The 18,580-nt window shown below is 39.1% G+C and carries 18 protein-coding genes; 9 read left to right on the forward strand and 9 right to left on the reverse strand.

Translation table 11 applies throughout. The features are described 5' to 3' along the window. Nucleotides 1-12: 12 nt before the first annotated feature. From BT_RS23355 to BT_RS23385, 8 genes are all read right to left on the reverse strand, one after another. The gene (locus tag BT_RS23355) at nucleotides 13-3,462 is read right to left on the reverse strand and encodes a TonB-dependent receptor (protein ID WP_008766893.1); all 3,450 of its coding nucleotides are present in this window, start codon (nucleotides 3,460-3,462) and stop codon (nucleotides 13-15) included. A 129-nt stretch (nucleotides 3,463-3,591) separates the two neighbouring features. Further along, a complete protein-coding gene (locus tag BT_RS23360; RefSeq protein WP_008766892.1) occupies nucleotides 3,592-4,806 on the reverse strand; it encodes a FecR family protein in 1,215 nt (404 codons plus the stop codon). Nucleotides 4,807-4,888: 82 nt separating this feature from the next. Then, complete coding sequence (locus BT_RS23365) at nucleotides 4,889-5,482, reverse strand: RNA polymerase sigma factor (RefSeq protein WP_008766891.1); 594 nt, start codon at nucleotides 5,480-5,482, stop codon at nucleotides 4,889-4,891. 251 nt (nucleotides 5,483-5,733) lie between these two features. Continuing rightward, complete coding sequence (locus tag BT_RS23370) at nucleotides 5,734-6,753, reverse strand: inorganic phosphate transporter (RefSeq protein ID WP_008766890.1); 1,020 nt, start codon at nucleotides 6,751-6,753, stop codon at nucleotides 5,734-5,736. A 16-nt stretch (nucleotides 6,754-6,769) separates the two neighbouring features. Next, complete coding sequence (locus BT_RS23375; protein ID WP_011109354.1) at nucleotides 6,770-7,417, reverse strand: DUF47 domain-containing protein; 648 nt, start codon at nucleotides 7,415-7,417, stop codon at nucleotides 6,770-6,772. A gap of 79 nt (nucleotides 7,418-7,496) precedes the next feature. Further along, complete coding sequence (locus BT_RS23380) at nucleotides 7,497-8,138, reverse strand: DedA family protein (protein ID WP_011109355.1); 642 nt, start codon at nucleotides 8,136-8,138, stop codon at nucleotides 7,497-7,499. A 150-nt stretch (nucleotides 8,139-8,288) separates the two neighbouring features. After that, complete coding sequence (locus BT_RS24935) at nucleotides 8,289-8,729, reverse strand: hypothetical protein (RefSeq protein WP_008760356.1); 441 nt, start codon at nucleotides 8,727-8,729, stop codon at nucleotides 8,289-8,291. A 111-nt stretch (nucleotides 8,730-8,840) separates the two neighbouring features. After that, nucleotides 8,841-9,278 carry a GNAT family N-acetyltransferase gene (locus BT_RS23385; RefSeq protein ID WP_008766887.1) on the reverse strand — a complete coding sequence of 146 codons (438 nt, stop codon included), beginning with the start codon at nucleotides 9,276-9,278 and terminating at the stop codon, nucleotides 8,841-8,843. 139 nt (nucleotides 9,279-9,417) lie between these two features. On the opposite strand from BT_RS23385, the gene BT_RS23390 reads away from it, so the two are divergent. From BT_RS23390 to BT_RS23430, 9 genes are all read left to right on the forward strand, one after another. After that, on the forward strand, nucleotides 9,418-10,674 hold the full coding sequence (locus tag BT_RS23390; RefSeq protein ID WP_008760358.1) for a carboxypeptidase-like regulatory domain-containing protein: 1,257 nt from the start codon (nucleotides 9,418-9,420) through the stop codon (nucleotides 10,672-10,674). Between the two features lie 50 nt (nucleotides 10,675-10,724). Further along, nucleotides 10,725-11,276 (forward strand): RNA polymerase sigma-70 factor, encoded by a 552-nt coding sequence (locus BT_RS23395; RefSeq protein ID WP_008766886.1) that lies wholly within the window; start codon nucleotides 10,725-10,727, stop codon nucleotides 11,274-11,276. Continuing rightward, the gene (locus tag BT_RS23400) at nucleotides 11,273-12,115 is read left to right on the forward strand and encodes a FecR family protein (RefSeq protein ID WP_008766885.1); all 843 of its coding nucleotides are present in this window, start codon (nucleotides 11,273-11,275) and stop codon (nucleotides 12,113-12,115) included. Before BT_RS23395 ends, BT_RS23400 begins: the two co-directional genes overlap by 4 nt. Before the next feature lie 15 nt (nucleotides 12,116-12,130). Next, nucleotides 12,131-13,672: a carboxypeptidase-like regulatory domain-containing protein gene (locus BT_RS23405; RefSeq protein ID WP_008766884.1), complete on the forward strand. Its 1,542-nt coding sequence runs from the start codon at nucleotides 12,131-12,133 to the stop codon at nucleotides 13,670-13,672. Between the two features lie 61 nt (nucleotides 13,673-13,733). Continuing rightward, on the forward strand, nucleotides 13,734-13,910 hold the full coding sequence (locus tag BT_RS23410; RefSeq protein ID WP_008766883.1) for a DUF4250 domain-containing protein: 177 nt from the start codon (nucleotides 13,734-13,736) through the stop codon (nucleotides 13,908-13,910). Between the two features lie 198 nt (nucleotides 13,911-14,108). Beyond that, nucleotides 14,109-14,645: an RNA polymerase sigma factor gene (locus tag BT_RS23415; RefSeq protein WP_008760363.1), complete on the forward strand. Its 537-nt coding sequence runs from the start codon at nucleotides 14,109-14,111 to the stop codon at nucleotides 14,643-14,645. 4 nt (nucleotides 14,646-14,649) lie between these two features. Then, entirely contained in the window at nucleotides 14,650-15,009 is a 360-nt protein-coding gene (locus tag BT_RS23420) for a hypothetical protein (protein ID WP_011109356.1), read from the forward strand. A gap of 32 nt (nucleotides 15,010-15,041) precedes the next feature. After that, on the forward strand, nucleotides 15,042-15,626 hold the full coding sequence (locus BT_RS23425; RefSeq protein WP_011109357.1) for a hypothetical protein: 585 nt from the start codon (nucleotides 15,042-15,044) through the stop codon (nucleotides 15,624-15,626). Between the two features lie 316 nt (nucleotides 15,627-15,942). Continuing rightward, nucleotides 15,943-17,517 carry a ClC family H(+)/Cl(-) exchange transporter gene (locus BT_RS23430; protein ID WP_008760366.1) on the forward strand — a complete coding sequence of 525 codons (1,575 nt, stop codon included), beginning with the start codon at nucleotides 15,943-15,945 and terminating at the stop codon, nucleotides 17,515-17,517. Between the two features lie 16 nt (nucleotides 17,518-17,533). Here the strand turns inward: BT_RS23430 and nfo are convergent, their stop codons facing one another. Further along, a complete protein-coding gene (nfo, locus tag BT_RS23435; RefSeq protein ID WP_011109358.1) occupies nucleotides 17,534-18,367 on the reverse strand; it encodes a deoxyribonuclease IV in 834 nt (277 codons plus the stop codon). Between the last annotated feature and the right edge of the window lie 213 nt (nucleotides 18,368-18,580).

Here is an 18,580-nt window from a genome sequence, read left to right on the forward strand (position 1 = left end):
TAATAAATTTAATTAGAATGTAAAGTCAATTCCTAAAGTAAATGTCCGTGCTTTGGGGTATGTATTACCACCATTGGCATTACCAGCTTCCGGATCAAAATATTTCAGATCGTCCCATAAAGCAATGTTATATCCCATCAGATAGATTCTGGCTGCCTGAAGATTTATTTTACTTAAGAGTTTTTTGGGTAATTGGTAACCTAATTCCACGTTCTTGAGACGTAAGAATCCTCCGTTGCGTAACCACCAAGTGCTTGCTACACTATTATTAGCGGCATTGGTGTTGTCTTTATGTAAGCGTGGCATTAATACGTTTTGGCTTGGATTTTTTTCAGTCCACCTGTCTAAAGCGAATGTACGGTAATTCGATTGGTCTACTCCCCATGAGAAAGGAAACCATCCTTCAGGGGTATTACCTCCCAGCAAAACGGAACAGTTGCCGGCACCTTGAAAGAATGCGCTGGCATAAAATCCTTTATATTCTATATTTAGCCCAAATCCATATACAATTTCTGGAACTTTGGGATGTCCTACACCTCTTACTTTATCATAGCTATCGATAATGCCGTCTCCATTTATATCTTTATATTTGATATCACCAGGACCTAACAGTCCCCCCAATGTGCTTTGGGGTAATTCAGAACGTAGAGTATAAGTTTCGATGCCACTACCGTTTTTGCTGACAATAAAGTCTTCTTTTGTATATAAACGTTCTGCTATATATAAATAATTTTCGTTTATTCTCATACCTGTCTGAGCCATCCAAGGATATCTTTGTGGTAATTCATCATATTCAACGATCTTATTTCTTGCATAGGTAAAGGTTCCACGTGCACTGAGTTTTACTTTTCCTATTTGCTGATGAATATTCAGTGACATATCTACGCCATGATTATTAACAATACCGTAGTTGGCATATTGATTGACGCGGAATCCGCCTACAGTAGGAGTAGTATTTCTTTGCATCAGAATATGACTTCTTTCAGAGCGGAAATAATCGAATACAAAATCAACTTTGTTGTCAAACAGTCCTAGGTCGAAGCCGTAATTTTGTTTAGTTTCAATTTCCCAACCGATATCCAGCGTTTCGGGGAATCCTTCGATGATAGCATTGCCTATTGCATTGGTACCTCCGTTACTTCCTATACCTTGTGACCATGAACCGGCTGCCATATTATAAGTAGCTCTATAAACAAAACGTTTATCGGTAGTATCATTACCGGTTTTTCCGACAGAAGCTCTGATTTTAATCTTATTGGCTATTTTCTTTATTGCTTTGGGATAGAATGGCTCATTGGATAGATAGTAAGCAACTCCTACAGCTGGGAAGAAACCGAACCGGTGATTCTTGGCGAAGGCTTCCGAACCGGTATATCCGAAGTTACCTTCAATAAAGTAACGTCCGTCATAAGCATAACTTACACGTCCTACTACACCTTGTTTACGGTATGGTAGTGGCTCGGTTTTATATTGTGTTTCTTTTTGCATATAGAGCAACATTCCGGTTACATCATGTTTTTCAGCAAAGGTCCGTTTATAGTTGATGGAAGCATCAATATATATTTTTTTGTTCGCTTCGATACCGTTGTCCTTCAGGTCGCTAAGGTCTGGAGTACCGGAAACTACTTGTGCGAATTGAAGATTCCCGTTTTCGTCTCTGCCTGTTGCATGATAACGTGATGGATTGTATGAACGTATGGATTTGAAAGTTGCGTCGAAGTCATAACTGATATTCATTTTAGCACTTAATCCTTTGGTTATGAATTTCAGATTTTGTTGTACGCCTACTTTCGACTGGATTCCTGTCCGCCATTGGCGGGTATATCCGGAGTTCATTAACAGATTGTATGGATTCCTCATATTAACTCCTCGTTCCTGTTCATAAGTGGCTACTGTGCCATCACTGTATACAGCAGGAAAACAGTATGGAGGGGTAATTAACATGGAACGGAAGATACTGGATGAAGATGAGCCTGGATAGTTAGCTATCAAGTATTGTCCTGCCAAATCAACAGAAATTTTAGTTGTTGAGGTGACATCCATATCAATGTTTGAACGAAGATTAAAACGGTCAAGTCCGATATTTGTATCATACTTGTCTGTAGGGTTGCCTTTGTAAATTCCACTTTCATTATAATATGCACCTGAAACAAAGTACTTTGCACGTGCGGAACCGCCACGGACATTTAGTGTGTATCGATGATTATTTGTAGTTTTCTTGAGCAACTCTTTAATCCAGTCTGTATTAGGATAGAGGTCAGGATCAGTGCTGTTACGAAACTTTTCTATGGTTTCGTCACTGAATAAAGCAGGTTCACCGTCGTTACGCAATGCTTCATTATATAATCCTAGATAATCGGCAGATCCCACAAATTCTGGCAAACGTTGGGGACTTGAAATAGAATGCTCGGTCTTAAAAGTAATTTTCGGCTTTTCATCTTTACCGCGTTTGGTAGTGACTAATATAACTCCATTTGCACCTTCTGCACCATAGATAGCTGTTGCAGCAGCATCCTTTAGGATGGAAAAAGTTTCAATTTCATCCGGTTCGATATCTGTAATTTTACGGGGAATACCGTCCACTAAAACTAGGGGAGTAGAAGCTGCCGAGTTGCTTGCAAATGTACTGATACCACGAATCCAAAATTCGGCATCATCAAATCCCGGTTCACTGGATCGTTGTATTGCTATAAGACCGGAAACTTGTCCGGCCAGATTATTAGTCAGATTTCTTGTTGGAGCTGTTATGTCTGAAACTTTGACGGAACTCATGGATACAACTACACTTTCCTTTTTTTGCTGTCCATATCCCACTACTACAACTTCATCCAGTGCTTTTGTGTCTTCGCGCAATCTTATATTGATGTTTCGACGATCATTGATTTTAACTTCTTCAGTTGAATAGCCAATATATGAAATTACCAAAATACTGTTTTTTCCGGGTGCAGTAATTGTATAGCGTCCGTCCATATCGGTGATTACTCCATTGGTTGTATCTTTGATTCTCACAGATGCTCCGATTACTGACTCTCCTTGTGAATCAGTGACAACACCGGTGATTACAAATTTATTTTTTTCTTGTTGAGGAGTTGGCTGCTCTCCTTTGCGGTAAATGGTAATTTGCCGATCGTTGATACTGTAAGTGTTATCGGTTCCGGCAAAAAGTTGATCTAGGATAGCACTTACTTGTTGCTTTCTGACATTGATATTCACTTTGCGGTTCGTATCAATGAGTTGGTCCATGTAGAAAATAATATATTCACTATTTTTCTCAATTTCATGAAAGACTTCCGTTATAGTCTTTTGTGATGATTTAATGGTGAATAGTTTATTCTGCGAATACGTGTTTGTAGCCAAACAGTTTCCTATTCCGATAAGAAGGAAGAGTGAAAAAAACTTCATGATTAGTAATAGTTGTTTATCTTTAGTCCTTTGGTGACTAAATAATCGGTGCTTTTTCATACATTTGTAATGATTAGATTAATTAATATTAACGTGTAAGTAATTTAATCAAAGGCCGGATGATATTAAGGGTATTATTCGGCCTTATTTTTTTAAGGATAATGTTTATTCATAGGCTTTCGATTTTAATTAATGTTTTACATAAATATGGATAATTCCATCTGATTTTTCTATTCTTGCCGGGACAGTCCGTATTAGTGTCTGAAGAACTTCGTCAAGATCTTCTTTCAAATCTAGTTTACCACTGCAGGTAATGGTCTTCAATGGACTGTCTATCATGATCTTTTTGCCATAGTAATCGCTGAGTTTTGTAGCAATGTCTTTTAGTTTTTCTGTTTGGAAGAGGTAAAAACCATCTTTCCAGGCGATATATTTTTGTACGTCTACCGATTGGATATGGATGCCTTCCTGTTCATTATAACTTAATAAGTTATTGGGAGAAAGTGTCTTACTTTCATTTTTGCTGGTTTTTACTTTTATTTTACCACTTACTAATACAACACTTTGCGTTTGTTTATTTTCATAAGCACTGACGTTGAATGTGGTGCCTAATACTTGAATGTCCATTTGGCTTGTTTTCACGATGAATGGCCGGTTCGGGTCATGAGATACACTGAGGAAAGCTTCCCCCTCTATATATATTTCTCGTTTGTGTTGTTTAAATTCCACAGGATAAACGATTCTTGAGTTAGCGCTTAACCAAATACATGTACCATCGGTGAAAGTGATAGATGAACGTTTACCGGCAGGTACGATTAATTGATTATAAATATTAGTCTTTTCCTTGTCATCAGTTTCTTGAATAATGGTTTGGGAGTTTACATTAATCTTGCCCTGATGATCATATTGTAATTGACTTTCTTTTCCATCAATATCTATCTGTTTTTTTTTCGAAAGTACGAGTTGGATATTATCAGTAGGAGTAGCGTTCGGCCTTTTTACAGCTGTTATTTCCAGTTCCGTTTTTTCTTGCATAATGCTGAGTTGTGATTGAAAATACCATGCCGAACAGAGTATAAGAGCTAAACTGGCGGCAACTAATATACTATGATTAATAAAAAGAATTTTCTTTTTTCGTTGTTTTTCTATATTGTTGAGTCTGGAAATATTCTTCCACACTGTTTCTACTTCGTTTTGCGGTAAGTGTGAAACAGGAATGTGTCGAATATCATGCAGAAAAGAACGTGCTATTTTTATTTCTTTTGCTAATGCTTTATCTTTTTGCTGCATCGTTTCCCAAAAAGCGATACTTTCTGGGCTGGGATGCTGCTCAGACTCCAAAAAGTAGAAATCATTGAGTAGTTGATCTGCAGAGTAGTGAGTATATTTGTTTTTAATGTCCATTTTCAATGTTGATTTATCTTAGGACAATCTCAATTGACAAATCTACTCAACTGCTCTTTATTTTTTTTGAGATTTTTATTTTTTAGTGTAAATAGGTCAGTTGATGGAGTATTAACATCCATATTCCAGTGACTCCATAGGCTTCTCTTATTTTTTGTAGAGAGCGTTGCAAAAGGTTATAAGCCGATTGGTAATTGAGCCCCATTATCTGGCAAATATCATCGTAACTCAGTTCTTCTATAAAGCGGTAATAAATAACTTCCCGTTGTCTGGGAGTCAGGATTTTCATCATTCTTTTAATATTATTCATTTCTTCATGCCGGGCTTCCTGATCAATGAATTCGTTTTTAACAGTAAGCTGCTCTTCTGTTTGGTATAAACTGAAAGCATAGTTTTTTTGCAATCGTTCTTGATTGAAAGTATTATAGATGTTATTTTTTAAAGCAATCATTAAATATACTTTAGGATTTTGAGGTACAGTAAGTTTCTTTTTGGCTTTATATATCTTTACGAATACGTCCTGAATGCAGTCTTTCACTATTTCAGAATCAGGAGTGATTTGTAAGCCATAATTATAGAGCACTTGGATGTAATGAGTATATATCCAGCTGTATGCCTGGTCATCTCCTTCTAAAAATAACTTCCATTTGATATAACTTTCGTCTTGAGTGAACATAGAATTATTACTTAAATTTGCCTGTCGCATTACACAATGAAAGCAAAGATAGTATTAAAAAATAATAATAAAAGATTTATGTTTAATAATTCTTTTCTGAAGAAATTCTTTATATCTCGAAGGAGACGTTAAATATTTAAGGTTCTATGTGTATCATTTTATAGTATTCCCTCTACAAAATACTGTAGAGGGATGTTAAGAGTAGCTATTTTTCTTGTTTAAATTTCGAGTTGTTTCCCTTGAAGCAGAATTTATTTCAGGAACAGAGAAACTACACAATAAATACATGCAGCTAGGAGTCCACTGACAGGGATAGTAAGTACCCACGCAGTCATGAGGCTTTTAGTCACCCCCCAGCGAACAGCGGATAAACGTTTGGTTGCTCCGACACCAATGATTGCTCCGGTAATTGTATGAGTCGTACTAACAGGTATTTTCAGCATTTCGGTGATATAAAGAGTAAAAGCACCTGCGGTTTCGGCAACCATACCTTCCAATGGAGTAACTTTAGTGATTCTGGTTCCCATCGTTTTTACGATTTTCCATCCTCCGGACATCGTTCCCAGTGAGATAGCAGTAAAACAGGAGAACGCTACCCAGTCCGGCAGATCAGAAATACTGTTTATTCCCATTCCCAGACCCATAGAGTGGGCAGCTATCATTGCGGCGGCGATAATACCCATTACCTTCTGCGAGTCATTCAGACCATGTCCTACACTGAACATGGCGGAAGAAACCAACTGTAATCTCTTGAACCACATTTCAGCGGTATGCGGATTTGTACGTCGGCAGATATAGAGCACAAGTAGAGTAAATCCGAAAGCGATAATCATACCGATAAATGGAGCCAGGAAGATAAAAGCGGCAATCTTAAGAATGATATTGAGCTGAATAGCTTCAAAGCCGTTTGCCATGATAGCAGCTCCTGCGAAACCACCTATAAGCGTATGGGAGGAAGAAGACGGGATACCCTTCCACCAGGTAATCAGATTCCAGAAAATAGCGGCAATAATGCCCGCCAGGATAATAGGCAGCGTGATGTATTGTTCAACAACTGTCTTTGACACAGTGTTTGCTATGCCAAAGCCCCCTATAATGTATTTGGCTATGAAGAACGCAACGAAGTTAAAGAATGCTGCCCACAATACCGCTTGAAAAGGAGTCAGTACTTTAGTCGATACGATGGTAGCGATCGAGTTTGCTGCGTCATGAAAGCCATTGATATAATCGAATATCAGAGCTAGTATAATGATAGTCACTAATAATTCCATGTGTCTTGCTCTGCTTTTATGAATACTTTACGATCAGGTTTTTTAATATTTTCCCTACATGTTCTGCTGCATCGGTTGTCTTTTCCAGTTCATGCATGATTTCTTTTATTTTAATCAGTTCGATACAGTCTTTTTCTTCTTCAAAGAGTTTGGTGATAAAAAGCTCGTATACGTCATCTGCCTGATTTTCTATATCGTGTAATTGGGTGCAATAGTCGCGTAATGGCTTTGGATTTTTGCGGAAAGTCTCCAGTTCATCCATGGCTTTACCTATATTGATAGCCTCCTCGTGAATCAGACGGCTCAGTTCTTTGCCACTTTCGGAAATAGGGCGAGGATTATAGATTACAATACGCTTGGCGCTACTGTTGATTCCGTCGATAACATCATCCATGCAGGAAGCCAAGTCGTGAATATCTTCACGGTCGAAGGGGGTGATAAATGTCGTACTTAACTCGTCAAAGATTAAATGAGTCAATCTGTCACCTTCACGTTCCATGTCTTTAATTTGTTTGTAGTAATCTGCTCTTTCTGTGGGCAGATCATGTTCCATACTTTCAACAAGTAGAACGGATGAGGCAGATAAAACATCTGATAACTGCTTCAGTAGAGGAAAGAACTTTGGTTCTTTGGGCGTAAATTTACTAAAAAAAGAATTTTTCATAAATATGAGTACATTAAATTGTTTTTGAGATGTTTAATTTGATGGCCGTTGTTATTAATAAACAAATGAATAAAGTTTTTTATTGCTTCGATCCTAACTTCGCTCGTAATATTTCTATTATTGCAGGCAATATTGAAATAAATATAATAGCGATAATCAAGAGTTTAAGATTTTCCTGTACGAACGGCAGATCGCCAAAGAAGTAGCCTGCATAGCAAAATAAAACTACCCATATAGCTCCACCTATCAAATTGTAGATCATAAAATAATAGTAATGCATTTTTCCCATTCCGGCTATAAATGGAGCAAAAGTGCGGACGATAGGCACAAAGCGGGCGAGAATAATCGTTTTCCCACCATATTTTTTATAAAATTCATGCGTTTTATCAAGATAACTTTGTTTGAATATCCTGGAATTGGGATTATGAAAAAGTTTGCGTCCGAAAAAATGTCCGATCATGTAGTTGCAGGAGTCACCTAATACGGCTGCTGCAAATAAGATTAAAACAAGAATATGGATATCGATCGGCATACCGGGTAATGCGGAAATGGCTCCTGCAACGAAAAGTAAAGAATCACCAGGAAGAAAGGGAGTGACTACAAGCCCGGTTTCGCAAAATATAATGATGAATAGGATAGCATATGCCCAAGTATGGTAATCCTGCACTATATTAATCATGTATTGATCAATGTGGAGAATAAAGTCTAATATAAATTCCATTATATATCAAGTTATTAATATGTAAAAGTGAAATCGTATGCATATTCCCGGCAATGGAAAAGACTCTTCTTGCTTTCTTGCCTTGAATATAAAGAGATAAAATGGGCATGAAGATACACTCATCTCATCCCATAGAAGGAAAAGAGATATTTAAATAAGTATTCGTCCTAGTGTATAGACGTAATATCTATATGAGAATTTGGTGAGATTTGTGTAGTAGGGGAGACCAGTCCATTTTTCTTTCGGAAATTGATATTTTAAGGAACTTAGTATCCGAATTGTAACGGAAGAAACGTTGAATCTTAGAATTTTGGAAAGAGAAGTGGTACGGGATAAAAGTGAGTTTCCTAAAATACCATCGGCAATGTTGCAATCATATTTTCCATCATATTTCCCTTCTTGGAAGGAGTTGTTTTCTTTACCGGATTGTTTGACTACAGCTTTGGATCGGTAACTCTGTGACTTATTATGGGATTGTATAGTGGTAGTACCGGCCTCTGTCCGGAACTCCTGTAATTCTTTATCGGGCACTAAATTGCATCCCCATATCAGAAATATACCAAATAATATACAGAAAATGTATTTCGCCATAACAGTCGCAAATGTAGAAACTATTTTTATAAGAAATACATATTCGAAAGTATAATTAACAATTAGATTTGGGCTCCGGGGAACTGGAATCTAATGGTAATATCTTCTTCTTTATTTGTTTGATATGAGTTTCATCGGAGTATAACTGATTCCGTTTGTTTGTTGCCTGTCGTTTGTTTTTTCAAATCCCAGAGATTCGTAAAACCTGATAGCGTATGTAGATGAGTTTACAGTTATTTCATTTGCCGGACAATCACATTGGGAATAGTCAAACAGTTGCTTGCCTATCCCTTTTCTATGGAATTCCTTTTTGATGAAAAACAAAGAAATGTGTTTGCCCTCATTCTTGGTTCCCATAATACCTATTAGTTTATTTTCTTCGAAAGCTCCATAAATGCAGAGTTCATTCATCAATTTATCGTTGAATATAAAACTTTTGAAACTCTCAAGACCTTCGTCTTCGAAATCATCCTGACCACATTGCAAGTATACTTCTAATGCTAAAGTTGTCGCCTGCTGAAATTCTGCTTTATCTAATTTGCGTATCATAATTAATCATTTGTTGAGAATATAATTTTTGTCTGTCGGGCAAGATACTGATTTTTTTTATTTCAGACAATAGGGTATTTGCAGATTGAACGATCTTATTTATAGAAGCAGGAATTATTTACTTTAAAACTTTATTAAGATGAAAAAGTCAGTTATACTTTTGGTTGGATGGTTATTAGCTTTTCTATGGATAGGGAGTGCTGATATATGGGCGCAGGATGCAGGAGATTATTTCACGATTGTCGGAATGGTGAAGGATAAGCAAAATAAGAGAACACTTGAAAACGTGAATGTATCTGTGCAAGGAAGTAATATCGGTACGGTGACAAATGCAGAGGGAGAGTTTGCTCTGAAAGTCAGGAAAGAAGAAGTGCCGCGAGAGTTGGAAATCTCTCACATAGGCTATATCAATAGTCATGTATCTTTAGATAAGAATAATTCTTCTAAATTGACGGTCTGGATGATACCTCATACTAACCAGTTGAATGAAGTGGTCGTTTATGCCAATAATCCGCGTACAATTATAGAAAAGGCGATTGAGAAGATTCCGGTAAATTATAGTGCCAACCGGAATATGCTTACCAGCTTCTATCGGGAGACTGTGCAGAAAGGGCGCCGTTATATCAGTGTATCGGAAGCTGTACTTGATGTGTCGAAAACAGCATACACCAATCGCACTACGGATTATGATAAACTACAGGTTCTGAAAGGACGCCGTCTGCTAAGTCAGAAAGTTAGTGATACATTGGCAGTAAAGGTTATGGGTGGTCCTAATATATCTGTAGTTTTGGATATCGTAAAGAATAAAGAGGCGCTGCTGGAACCAGAAGAATTGAACAACTATGAGTTCTGGATGGCTGAATCGGCATTGATCGATAACCGGATACAATATGTTATTAATTTCCGTCCGAGAGTTCTTTTACCATATGCGCTGTTTCATGGGAAATTGTATGTAGATTGTGATAAGCTGTCGTTTACACGTATCGAGATGAATCTGGATATGCAGAATAAATCGAAAGCAATTGCTGCTATTCTTCATCAGAAACCATTTGGACTGAGATTCAAACCGCAAGAGTTATCTTTTCTGATAACCTATAAAACGATAGATGGAAGGACTTATCTGAATTATATCCGCAATGATATTCGTTTTAAATGCGACTGGAAACGGAGGCTTTTCTCTACGAGCTATGCAGTAACCTCAGAAATGGTGGTGACAGATCGGAGGGAGAGTCCGTCCGAGATAATTCCGCGGAATAAAGTATTTACCTCCAATCAGATTTTCTATGATAAAGTCGGAAATTACTGGAGTGAAGACTTCTGGGGAAATTATAATATCATAGCACCTACGGAGTCTCTGGAACATGCTGTCGATAAATTGAAAAAGCAATCTAATTAAAATCAGAATTGTTTTCTTATATTTGGGAACAATCGTAAAATGATAGAAGTATGCTGAATGAACTGCTCATACTGACAAAAATAAAGGCAGGTGACATAAAAGCGTTTGAGGAACTATTTCGCTGTTACTATTCTCCCTTGTGTTGGTATGCGGCAAGCATTACCGGACGGATGGAGGTGGCTGAGGAAATTGTTGAGGAACTGTTTTATGTGCTTTGGAAGGATAGGGAACAGTTACAGATTTTCCAGTCTGTAAAAAACTACCTCTACAGGGCGACACGTAATCAGTCAATTCAATACTGTGAGCATGAAGAGGTCAAAGAGCGGTATAGAGAGTCTGTGCTGACTGCATCTTCTTCGGAACAGGTGACAGATCCTCATCAGCAGATGGAATATGAAGAACTTCAGAAGCTGATAAATAATACCCTTGAGAAATTGCCGGAACGCAGAATGCAGATATTTAAAATGCACCGGACGGAGGGAAAGAAATATGCGGAAATTGCAGTCCAGCTTTCTCTCTCCGTCAAAACGGTGGAAGCGGAAATGACGAAGACTTTACGAACTTTGCGAAAAGAAATAGAAAATTATATTCAAATGAAATGATGAAAACGGATATTCATAAAATAAAGACGGAGCAGGCTTGGAATCGGTTGTACGACCGATTGGATAAAGATCATCTGCTTGTAGAAGACCATCGGATGCCTAAAATCCCGATGTGGGTACGCTATGGCACTGTAGCGGCGATGGTGGTCGGTTTGGTTTTTAGTACTTTGTATTGGGGATTCGGTCAAAAAGAGGAATTACCTGACTTTATAACACAGGAGAATCAAGATGTTCCTACATTGGTCACGACTCTGGAAGATGGTTCTGTCGTGTTTTTGGCAAAGGAGACTTCTATCCGATATCCGGAACATTTTGTTTCCGACAAACGGGAAGTCAGTTTGCAGGGAGATGCCTTTTTTGATGTGGCAAAGAAACAGAAGCAACCTTTTTGGATTGATACAAAGGAAGTAAAGATTGAAGTATTGGGTACTGCTTTTAGTGTAAAGAGCGTCAAAGATACTCCGTTCCGTCTCTCGGTGCAACGGGGAACCGTCAGAGTAACCCTTAAAAAGGGAAATAAAGAATGTTATGTCAAAGCTGGTGAGACAGTGGTATTGCAATCACAGCAACTTTTGCTCAGTTCGACTGAAAATGCCGGAGAGTTGAATCGCTATCTGAAGCATGTCTGTTTTAAAGATGAATCTTTGGGGCATATTCTGAAAGTAATGAATATGAATGCAGGCAGTTCGCAGATACGTGTAGCTTCTCCTGCGCTTGAAAAAAGAAAGCTGACAGTTGAATTTTCCAATGAATCTCCAGAGACTGTGGCTACATTGATAGCCTATGCGCTTAATTTGAAGTGTACACGGCAGGGGGATACATTCATGCTGACAGAATAAATAAAAAAAAGTGAGATGAGGCTGGTTTATCGCTATATGGTGATTCTGTGTTTGTTCTTTATCGTACCGGATACGTTGAGAGCTGACGGAGAAGATGTGCTGGAGCGTATGATCAGCCTGCCGAAGATGAAAGGAACGGTCTATTCACTGTTAGGCAATATTTCTCAGCAGTCAGGTTATCTGTTTATCTATGACAGTAAAGTAGTAGATAATGATGTAACGGTGAAGATACGGAAAGGAGAGCGAACCATTCGTCAGGCTATTTATGAGATAACAGGAGATACCAGCCTGGAATTTAAAGTAATAGGGACTCATATTCTGATAACTTCTTCTTCACCGACCAAACAGCAACAGGCGAAACCTTCATCCGTTCACCCTGTAAATCTGATGCTTACCGGAACTTTACTGGATAAGGAAACCGGAATGCCTGTTGCTTCTGCATCCGTTGGAGTCCGGAGGACATCTGTGGGGATTGTTACTAATCAGGAAGGAGAGTTCAGACTTTCCTTACCGGATTCTTTGCAAAACGATTCGGTTGTTTTTTCTCATATAGGATATGTTTCACAAACTTTGGAAGTTTCTGTTTTGGCAGGTCGCCATCATATTCTGAGCTTGGAACCAAAGGTTGTTCCTTTACAGGAAGTAGTGGTTCAATGGGTCGATCCTTATAAGCTGCTGAAAGAAATGGGAAGGCAAAGAGAGCAGAACTATTCTCATTCTCCTGCCTACCTGACCACATTTTACCGTGAAGGAGTTTTATTGAAAAATAAGGTTCAGAATCTTACTGAAGCAGTTTTCAAAGTTTATAAGATCGCTTCGCATTCTCCCGTTTCCGATCAGGCGAAGCTGTTGAAGATGAGTCGGCTGAGTAATGTCGAAGCCAAAGACAGTCTGCTTGTAAAGGTGAAGTCCGGCATTCAGGCATGTTTTCAGATGGATATAATGAAGGATATGCCTTCATTCCTGATACCTGACGCAGGTGATAACGGTTATCTGTATACTTCGCAGGGAGTGACATTCATAGACGACCGGTGTGTGAATGTCATACACTTTGCACAAAAGAAGGAGATTATCGAGCCTCTCTATTGCGGAGATTTGTATATTGATGCCGAGACGAATGCCTTGTTACAAGCTCGTTTTGAGGTAGATCCCCAGCGTGTAAAGAAAGCGTCGGAAATGTTTGTAGAAAGGCGCACGCATGGCATTCAGATAATACCGCAAAAGGTGGTTTATACTATTTCCTACAAACCATGGCAAGGTATCTATTATATTCATCATATCCGTGGAGACCTTTCTTTCAAGGTGAAACGGCGACGGTTGCTGTCTGCTAGTCCGCAGATGCAGATCTGGTTTGAAATGATCACTTGCAAAGTGGATACGGAACAAGTGACTGCATTCCCGCGGGCAGAAAGATTACCGACGCGTACTATCTTCTCTGATCTGAATTTCAAATATGATGAAGACTTCTGGAGGGATTTTAATGTGATACCTCTGGAAGAGGAACTTGGTAAGCTGATTGAGAGAATCTCTTTGAAAATAGAAGAAATCGGCCCTTGATTTGTTTTGCCATTCGCCGGGATTGCTGTAACTTTGCGCCCGGTTTAAAAGATTGTAGAATATGGAATTGCCTAAAGATCCGATGGTGCTGTTCAGTGTCATCAATATGAAGTTGCGTGACTGTTATTCTTCGCTAGATGAGCTTTGCGAAGATATGGATGTAAGCAGAGAAGATATTGTCAGTCAGTTGAAAGCTGCAGGTTTTGAATATAGTGCGGAACATAATAAGTTCTGGTGATTTTCAGTCAACTTCGGCTTGTATATAAAGAGTTAACAGCGCCTCCATGGTCTTGAAAAAGATTATGGAGGCGTTTTTTTATTCCTTGTATGCCAATGTCATATTTCCTCTTTTCTATTAATAAATGTAAAATCGGCTCTTGTGCATTTAACTTCGTTCCTTTTCGGCGTTCTAATAACCAAAGCTCAGAAATAATAGATGATAAACGAAGATAAAATCCGAAAAGCTTGTTCCTCAGATCGCGAGCGGGGATTCAGGTTGCTGGTGGACAGTTTTCAGGAACCGATATATAATTATATCCGGAGAATGGTAGTGTCTCACGAAGATGCGGAAGATGTGCTGCAAGAAGTCTTCATTCGTGTATTCCGCCATTTGGATCAGTTCCGGAATGAAAGTTCGCTGAGTACATGGATCTACAGAATTGCAACGAATGAGTGTCTTCGGTTATTGAATAGTCGTAAAGAAGAAGTAATATCAGCGGAAGATGTTCAGGAAGAACTGATGAGTAAACTGAAAGCTTCTGACTATGTCGACTACGAAGATGAACTGGCTGTAAAGTTTCAGGAAGCTATATTGACTTTGCCGGAAAAGCAGCGGATCGTTTTCAACTTGCGCTATTACGATGAACTGGAATATGAAGATATCGCCCGTGTTCTGGATAGTAAGGTTGAGACACTGAAAGTGAATTATCACTATGCGAAAGATAAGATAAAGGAATATATATTAAACAGGTAACATCATGGATAAGGATTTTGATTTTGACAATATTGGTAAGCGGACACCTTATCGCACTCCCGATAACTTTTTTGAGGAGACACAGCGTAAGATATTGGAACGTACGGTTGACGAGCAACGCAAGAAGCGTCGGCTGAAAAGGATTATTCCTACTGTGATTGCTGTAGCAGCAGTATTGGCCGGGATTTTGTTTACGCCGTCTCTCCGCTATATGAATACCGACACACCATCTGCTTCAAATATATTGGCTGTCGATAAAAATAATGTAACAACAGATCCGGTAGATAAATGGATTAAGGAATTGTCAGATGAGGAGTTGGAAGAGCTCGTCAGCTTCTCTGAAAACGATATATTTTTAAACTGAATAACTCAATTAATTATTAAAACGTAAAGATTATGAAGACTAAGTTTATTTATGTAGTGTTGATGGCTTTATTTTTGGGAAGCCAGATGACCCTTTCTGCACAGAATGAAGAAAACAAAGAAAGAAAACAGCGTCCTACACCGGAGCAGATGATGCAGATGCAGACCAATCAGATGGTGAGAGCGCTCATGCTGGATGATGCAACGGCAGCCAAGTTTACTCCGATATACGAGAAGTATCTGAAAGAACTTCGTGAGTGTCGTATGATGAACTTCAAACCCAGAGCGAGAAAAGATGCAGCTCAAGGTACGGAAGCCAATACTGCCAAAGAAACTCCAAAACCGGTTATGACAGATGCGGAAATCGCTAAAATGTTGAAAGATCAGTTTGCGCAGAGTCGTAAGATGCTGGACATCCGTGAGAAGTATTATAATGAGTTCAGCAAGATTCTGTCTCAAAAGCAGATCATGAAGATTTATCAGCAGGAAAAGAGCAATATGAATAAATTCAGAAAAGAGTTTGACCGTAGAAAAGGACAGAAACCGGGACAAGGTCACAAACCCGGACAAGACCGCCAGAGACAAAGACAGCATACCCCTCATCAAACTCAAAAGTAGATAATGGATTAGGTATTATTTATTATAGTGTTTTATTTTACTAAAGTCAACACAAATTGGGCATAGGCAGATATATCTATTCTTTTCAGTATCGTTTGATTATTCATTGTGTCTTGTTACTGATAAGTTTTGGCAGCCTATGCACAGTCCGGCAAAGAGAGCTTTGCCGGACGTGTAGTTGATGCTGACTCATGATACATGGTATTCTGCGTCTGAATCTGCTGGAAGGATAAAGCTGATTAAATATTTATCAGTCTGAAACCTCTGCGGGGTATTAATTGTTGTATCCATGCGAAAACAATGAAAACTTTGCTGAATGGAGTTTCGACTGATTAAAAAATTAAAGGACAGAGGACGTTGGCGTATCTTCAAACTCAAATTGATTGATGCGCGGCTTTACTTTGTCAGTATCTTTGTCGGGTTACTGACGGGGCTTATTGCTGTGCCTTATCATTACCTGCTTCAGTTCTTCTTCAATCTTCGCCATGACTTCTTTGATTCTCATCCTAAATGGTATTGGTACCTTCCTCTTTTTCTGTTAATGTGGGGGATTCTTATATTTGTCTCCTGGCTGGTGAAAAAGATGCCGTTGATCACAGGAGGAGGTATTCCACAAACACGTGGAGTTATCAATGGAAGAGTTGCGTATAAACATCCTTTCATTGAGGTGATTGCCAAATTTGTGGGAGGAATACTTGCGCTAAGCACCGGTTTGTCTTTGGGACGTGAAGGACCTTCGGTGCAGATCGGTTCGTATGTAGGATGTCTGGTTTCTAAATGGGGGAGAGTGCTTGCCGGCGAGCGGAAACAATTGTTGGCGGCGGGTGCCGGTGCCGGGTTGGCGGCTGCTTTTGCTGCTCCGTTGGCTTCCTCATTGCTGGTTATAGAATCTATTGAACGGTTTGATGCGCCAAAGACGGCGATTACTACCTTGCTGGCAGGAGTCGTTGCCGGAGGAGTCGCCAGTTGGCTTTTTCCTATCAATCCGTATTTTCAGATTGATGCGATTGTACCGGGAATGACTTTCTGGTCACAGGTAAAGTTGTTTCTTCTTTTGGCGGCTGTGGTTTCTGTTTTCGGAAAGTTCTTTTCTGTCACTACGCTTCAGGTCAAACGTATCTATCCGGCCATCAAGCATCCGGAATACGTAAAAATGCTATATCTGCTCTTTATTGCTTATCTCATCTCTATGGCAGAAGTCAATCTGACAGGAGGTGGGGAACAGTTTCTGTTGGCACAGGCCATGCATCCCGATACCCATATTCTTTGGATTGTCGGTATGATGTTGTTGCATTTTGTATTCAGTACCTTTTCTTTTTCGTCAGGACTGCCGGGAGGAAGTTTCATTCCTACATTAGTGACAGGAGGGCTTTTAGGGCAAATAGTTGCATTGATTCTGGTTCAGCAAGGAGTGATTGCTTATGAAAATATCAGTTATATCATGTTGATCTGTATGTCTGCTTTTCTGGTTGCGGTCATACGTACACCTCTCACCGCTATTGTGCTGATTACTGAGATTACGGGACATCTGGAAGTCTTTTATCCTTCTATTGTAGTGGGAGGACTGACTTACTATTTCACGGAAATGCTTCAGATAAAACCTTTCAATGTGATTTTATATGATGATATGATTAATTCTCCTGCGTTTAAAGAAGAGGCTCGCTACACTTTATCGGTAGAGGTCATGAGCGGTTCTTACCTGGATGGTAAAATCGTGGATGAACTTCGCCTGCCGGAACGTTGTATTATTATTAATGTTCATCGTGACCGGAAAAACTGGCCTCCCAAAGGGCAGAAACTGATGCCGGGGGATCAGGTGCAGATAGAAATGGACTCGCAGGATATCGAGAAACTCTATGAGCCGTTAGTCAGTATGGCGAATATTTATTAAAAAAGAAGTGAAGCGTTTATTCAACGCTTCTCAACCATGCAATTTCTTCTGCCCACTTGCTTTCATCGGGTGTTTCAAGAATAAGTGGCATATTATCGAATCTTGAATCTTTCATTAATCTTTCAAAGAATGCACTCCCGATCAGTCCCTGGCCTATGTTATCGTGACGGTCAACATGACTGCCTAATTCTTTTTTAGAATCATTCAGGTGCATACCACGCAGATACTCGAAACCTACTTCTTTTTCAAATTCGTCAAAGACTTTATCGTAATCATTCACTATGTCATATCCCGCTGTATATGTATGGCAAGTATCCAGGCAAATACCTACACGGCTTTTATCATTCACCCGGTCGATGATATATCTTAATTGCCAGAATTCACTTCCTAAATTACTGCCTTGCCCCGCAGTATTTTCAATAACGGCCGTTACTCCTTTAGTCTTCTCCAAAGTCAGGTTGATACTTTCTGCAATGAGTGCGAGACAATCCTCTATGGAGATTTTATTCAGATGGCTGCCGGGATGGAAATTGAGAAGTTTCAGTCCTAATTGTTCACAGCGTTGCATCTCATCTAAAAAGGCAGCTCGACTTTTCTCCAATCCTTCTTCTTCGGGGTGTCCCAAATTAATAAGGTAACTGTCATGCGGTAAAATATAGTCTGTTTGGAAATTGTACTTAGTGCAATTTTCTTTGAAAAGACGGATGTTTTCTTCTTTCAATGGTTTACTCACCCATTGACGTTGATTTTTAGTAAACAGGGCAAAGGCATTTGCTCCAATCTCATGCGCATTGACAGGGGCGAATTCTACGCCGCCGGATGCGCTTACATGTGCTCCAATGTATTTCATCTTTTATTCTATTTAAATTTTATCTGTTGATATAACATTTATGCAGGTTTCAATGTTTGCGTAGAGTACCAACATAGGCAAAGATACAATTTTTTAGTAGTAAACTCAATGCTCATTATGATAAAGGTACAGTGATCTACTGTCTTTTTATATCCCACATCTCAGGTATTAATGGTTGAGTTGTCAGATGTTAATACCTGAAAAGTCAGATAT

Origin of the sequence: Bacteroides thetaiotaomicron VPI-5482 (assembly GCF_000011065.1) — a bacterium.
GTDB classification, from domain to species: domain Bacteria; phylum Bacteroidota; class Bacteroidia; order Bacteroidales; family Bacteroidaceae; genus Bacteroides; species Bacteroides thetaiotaomicron.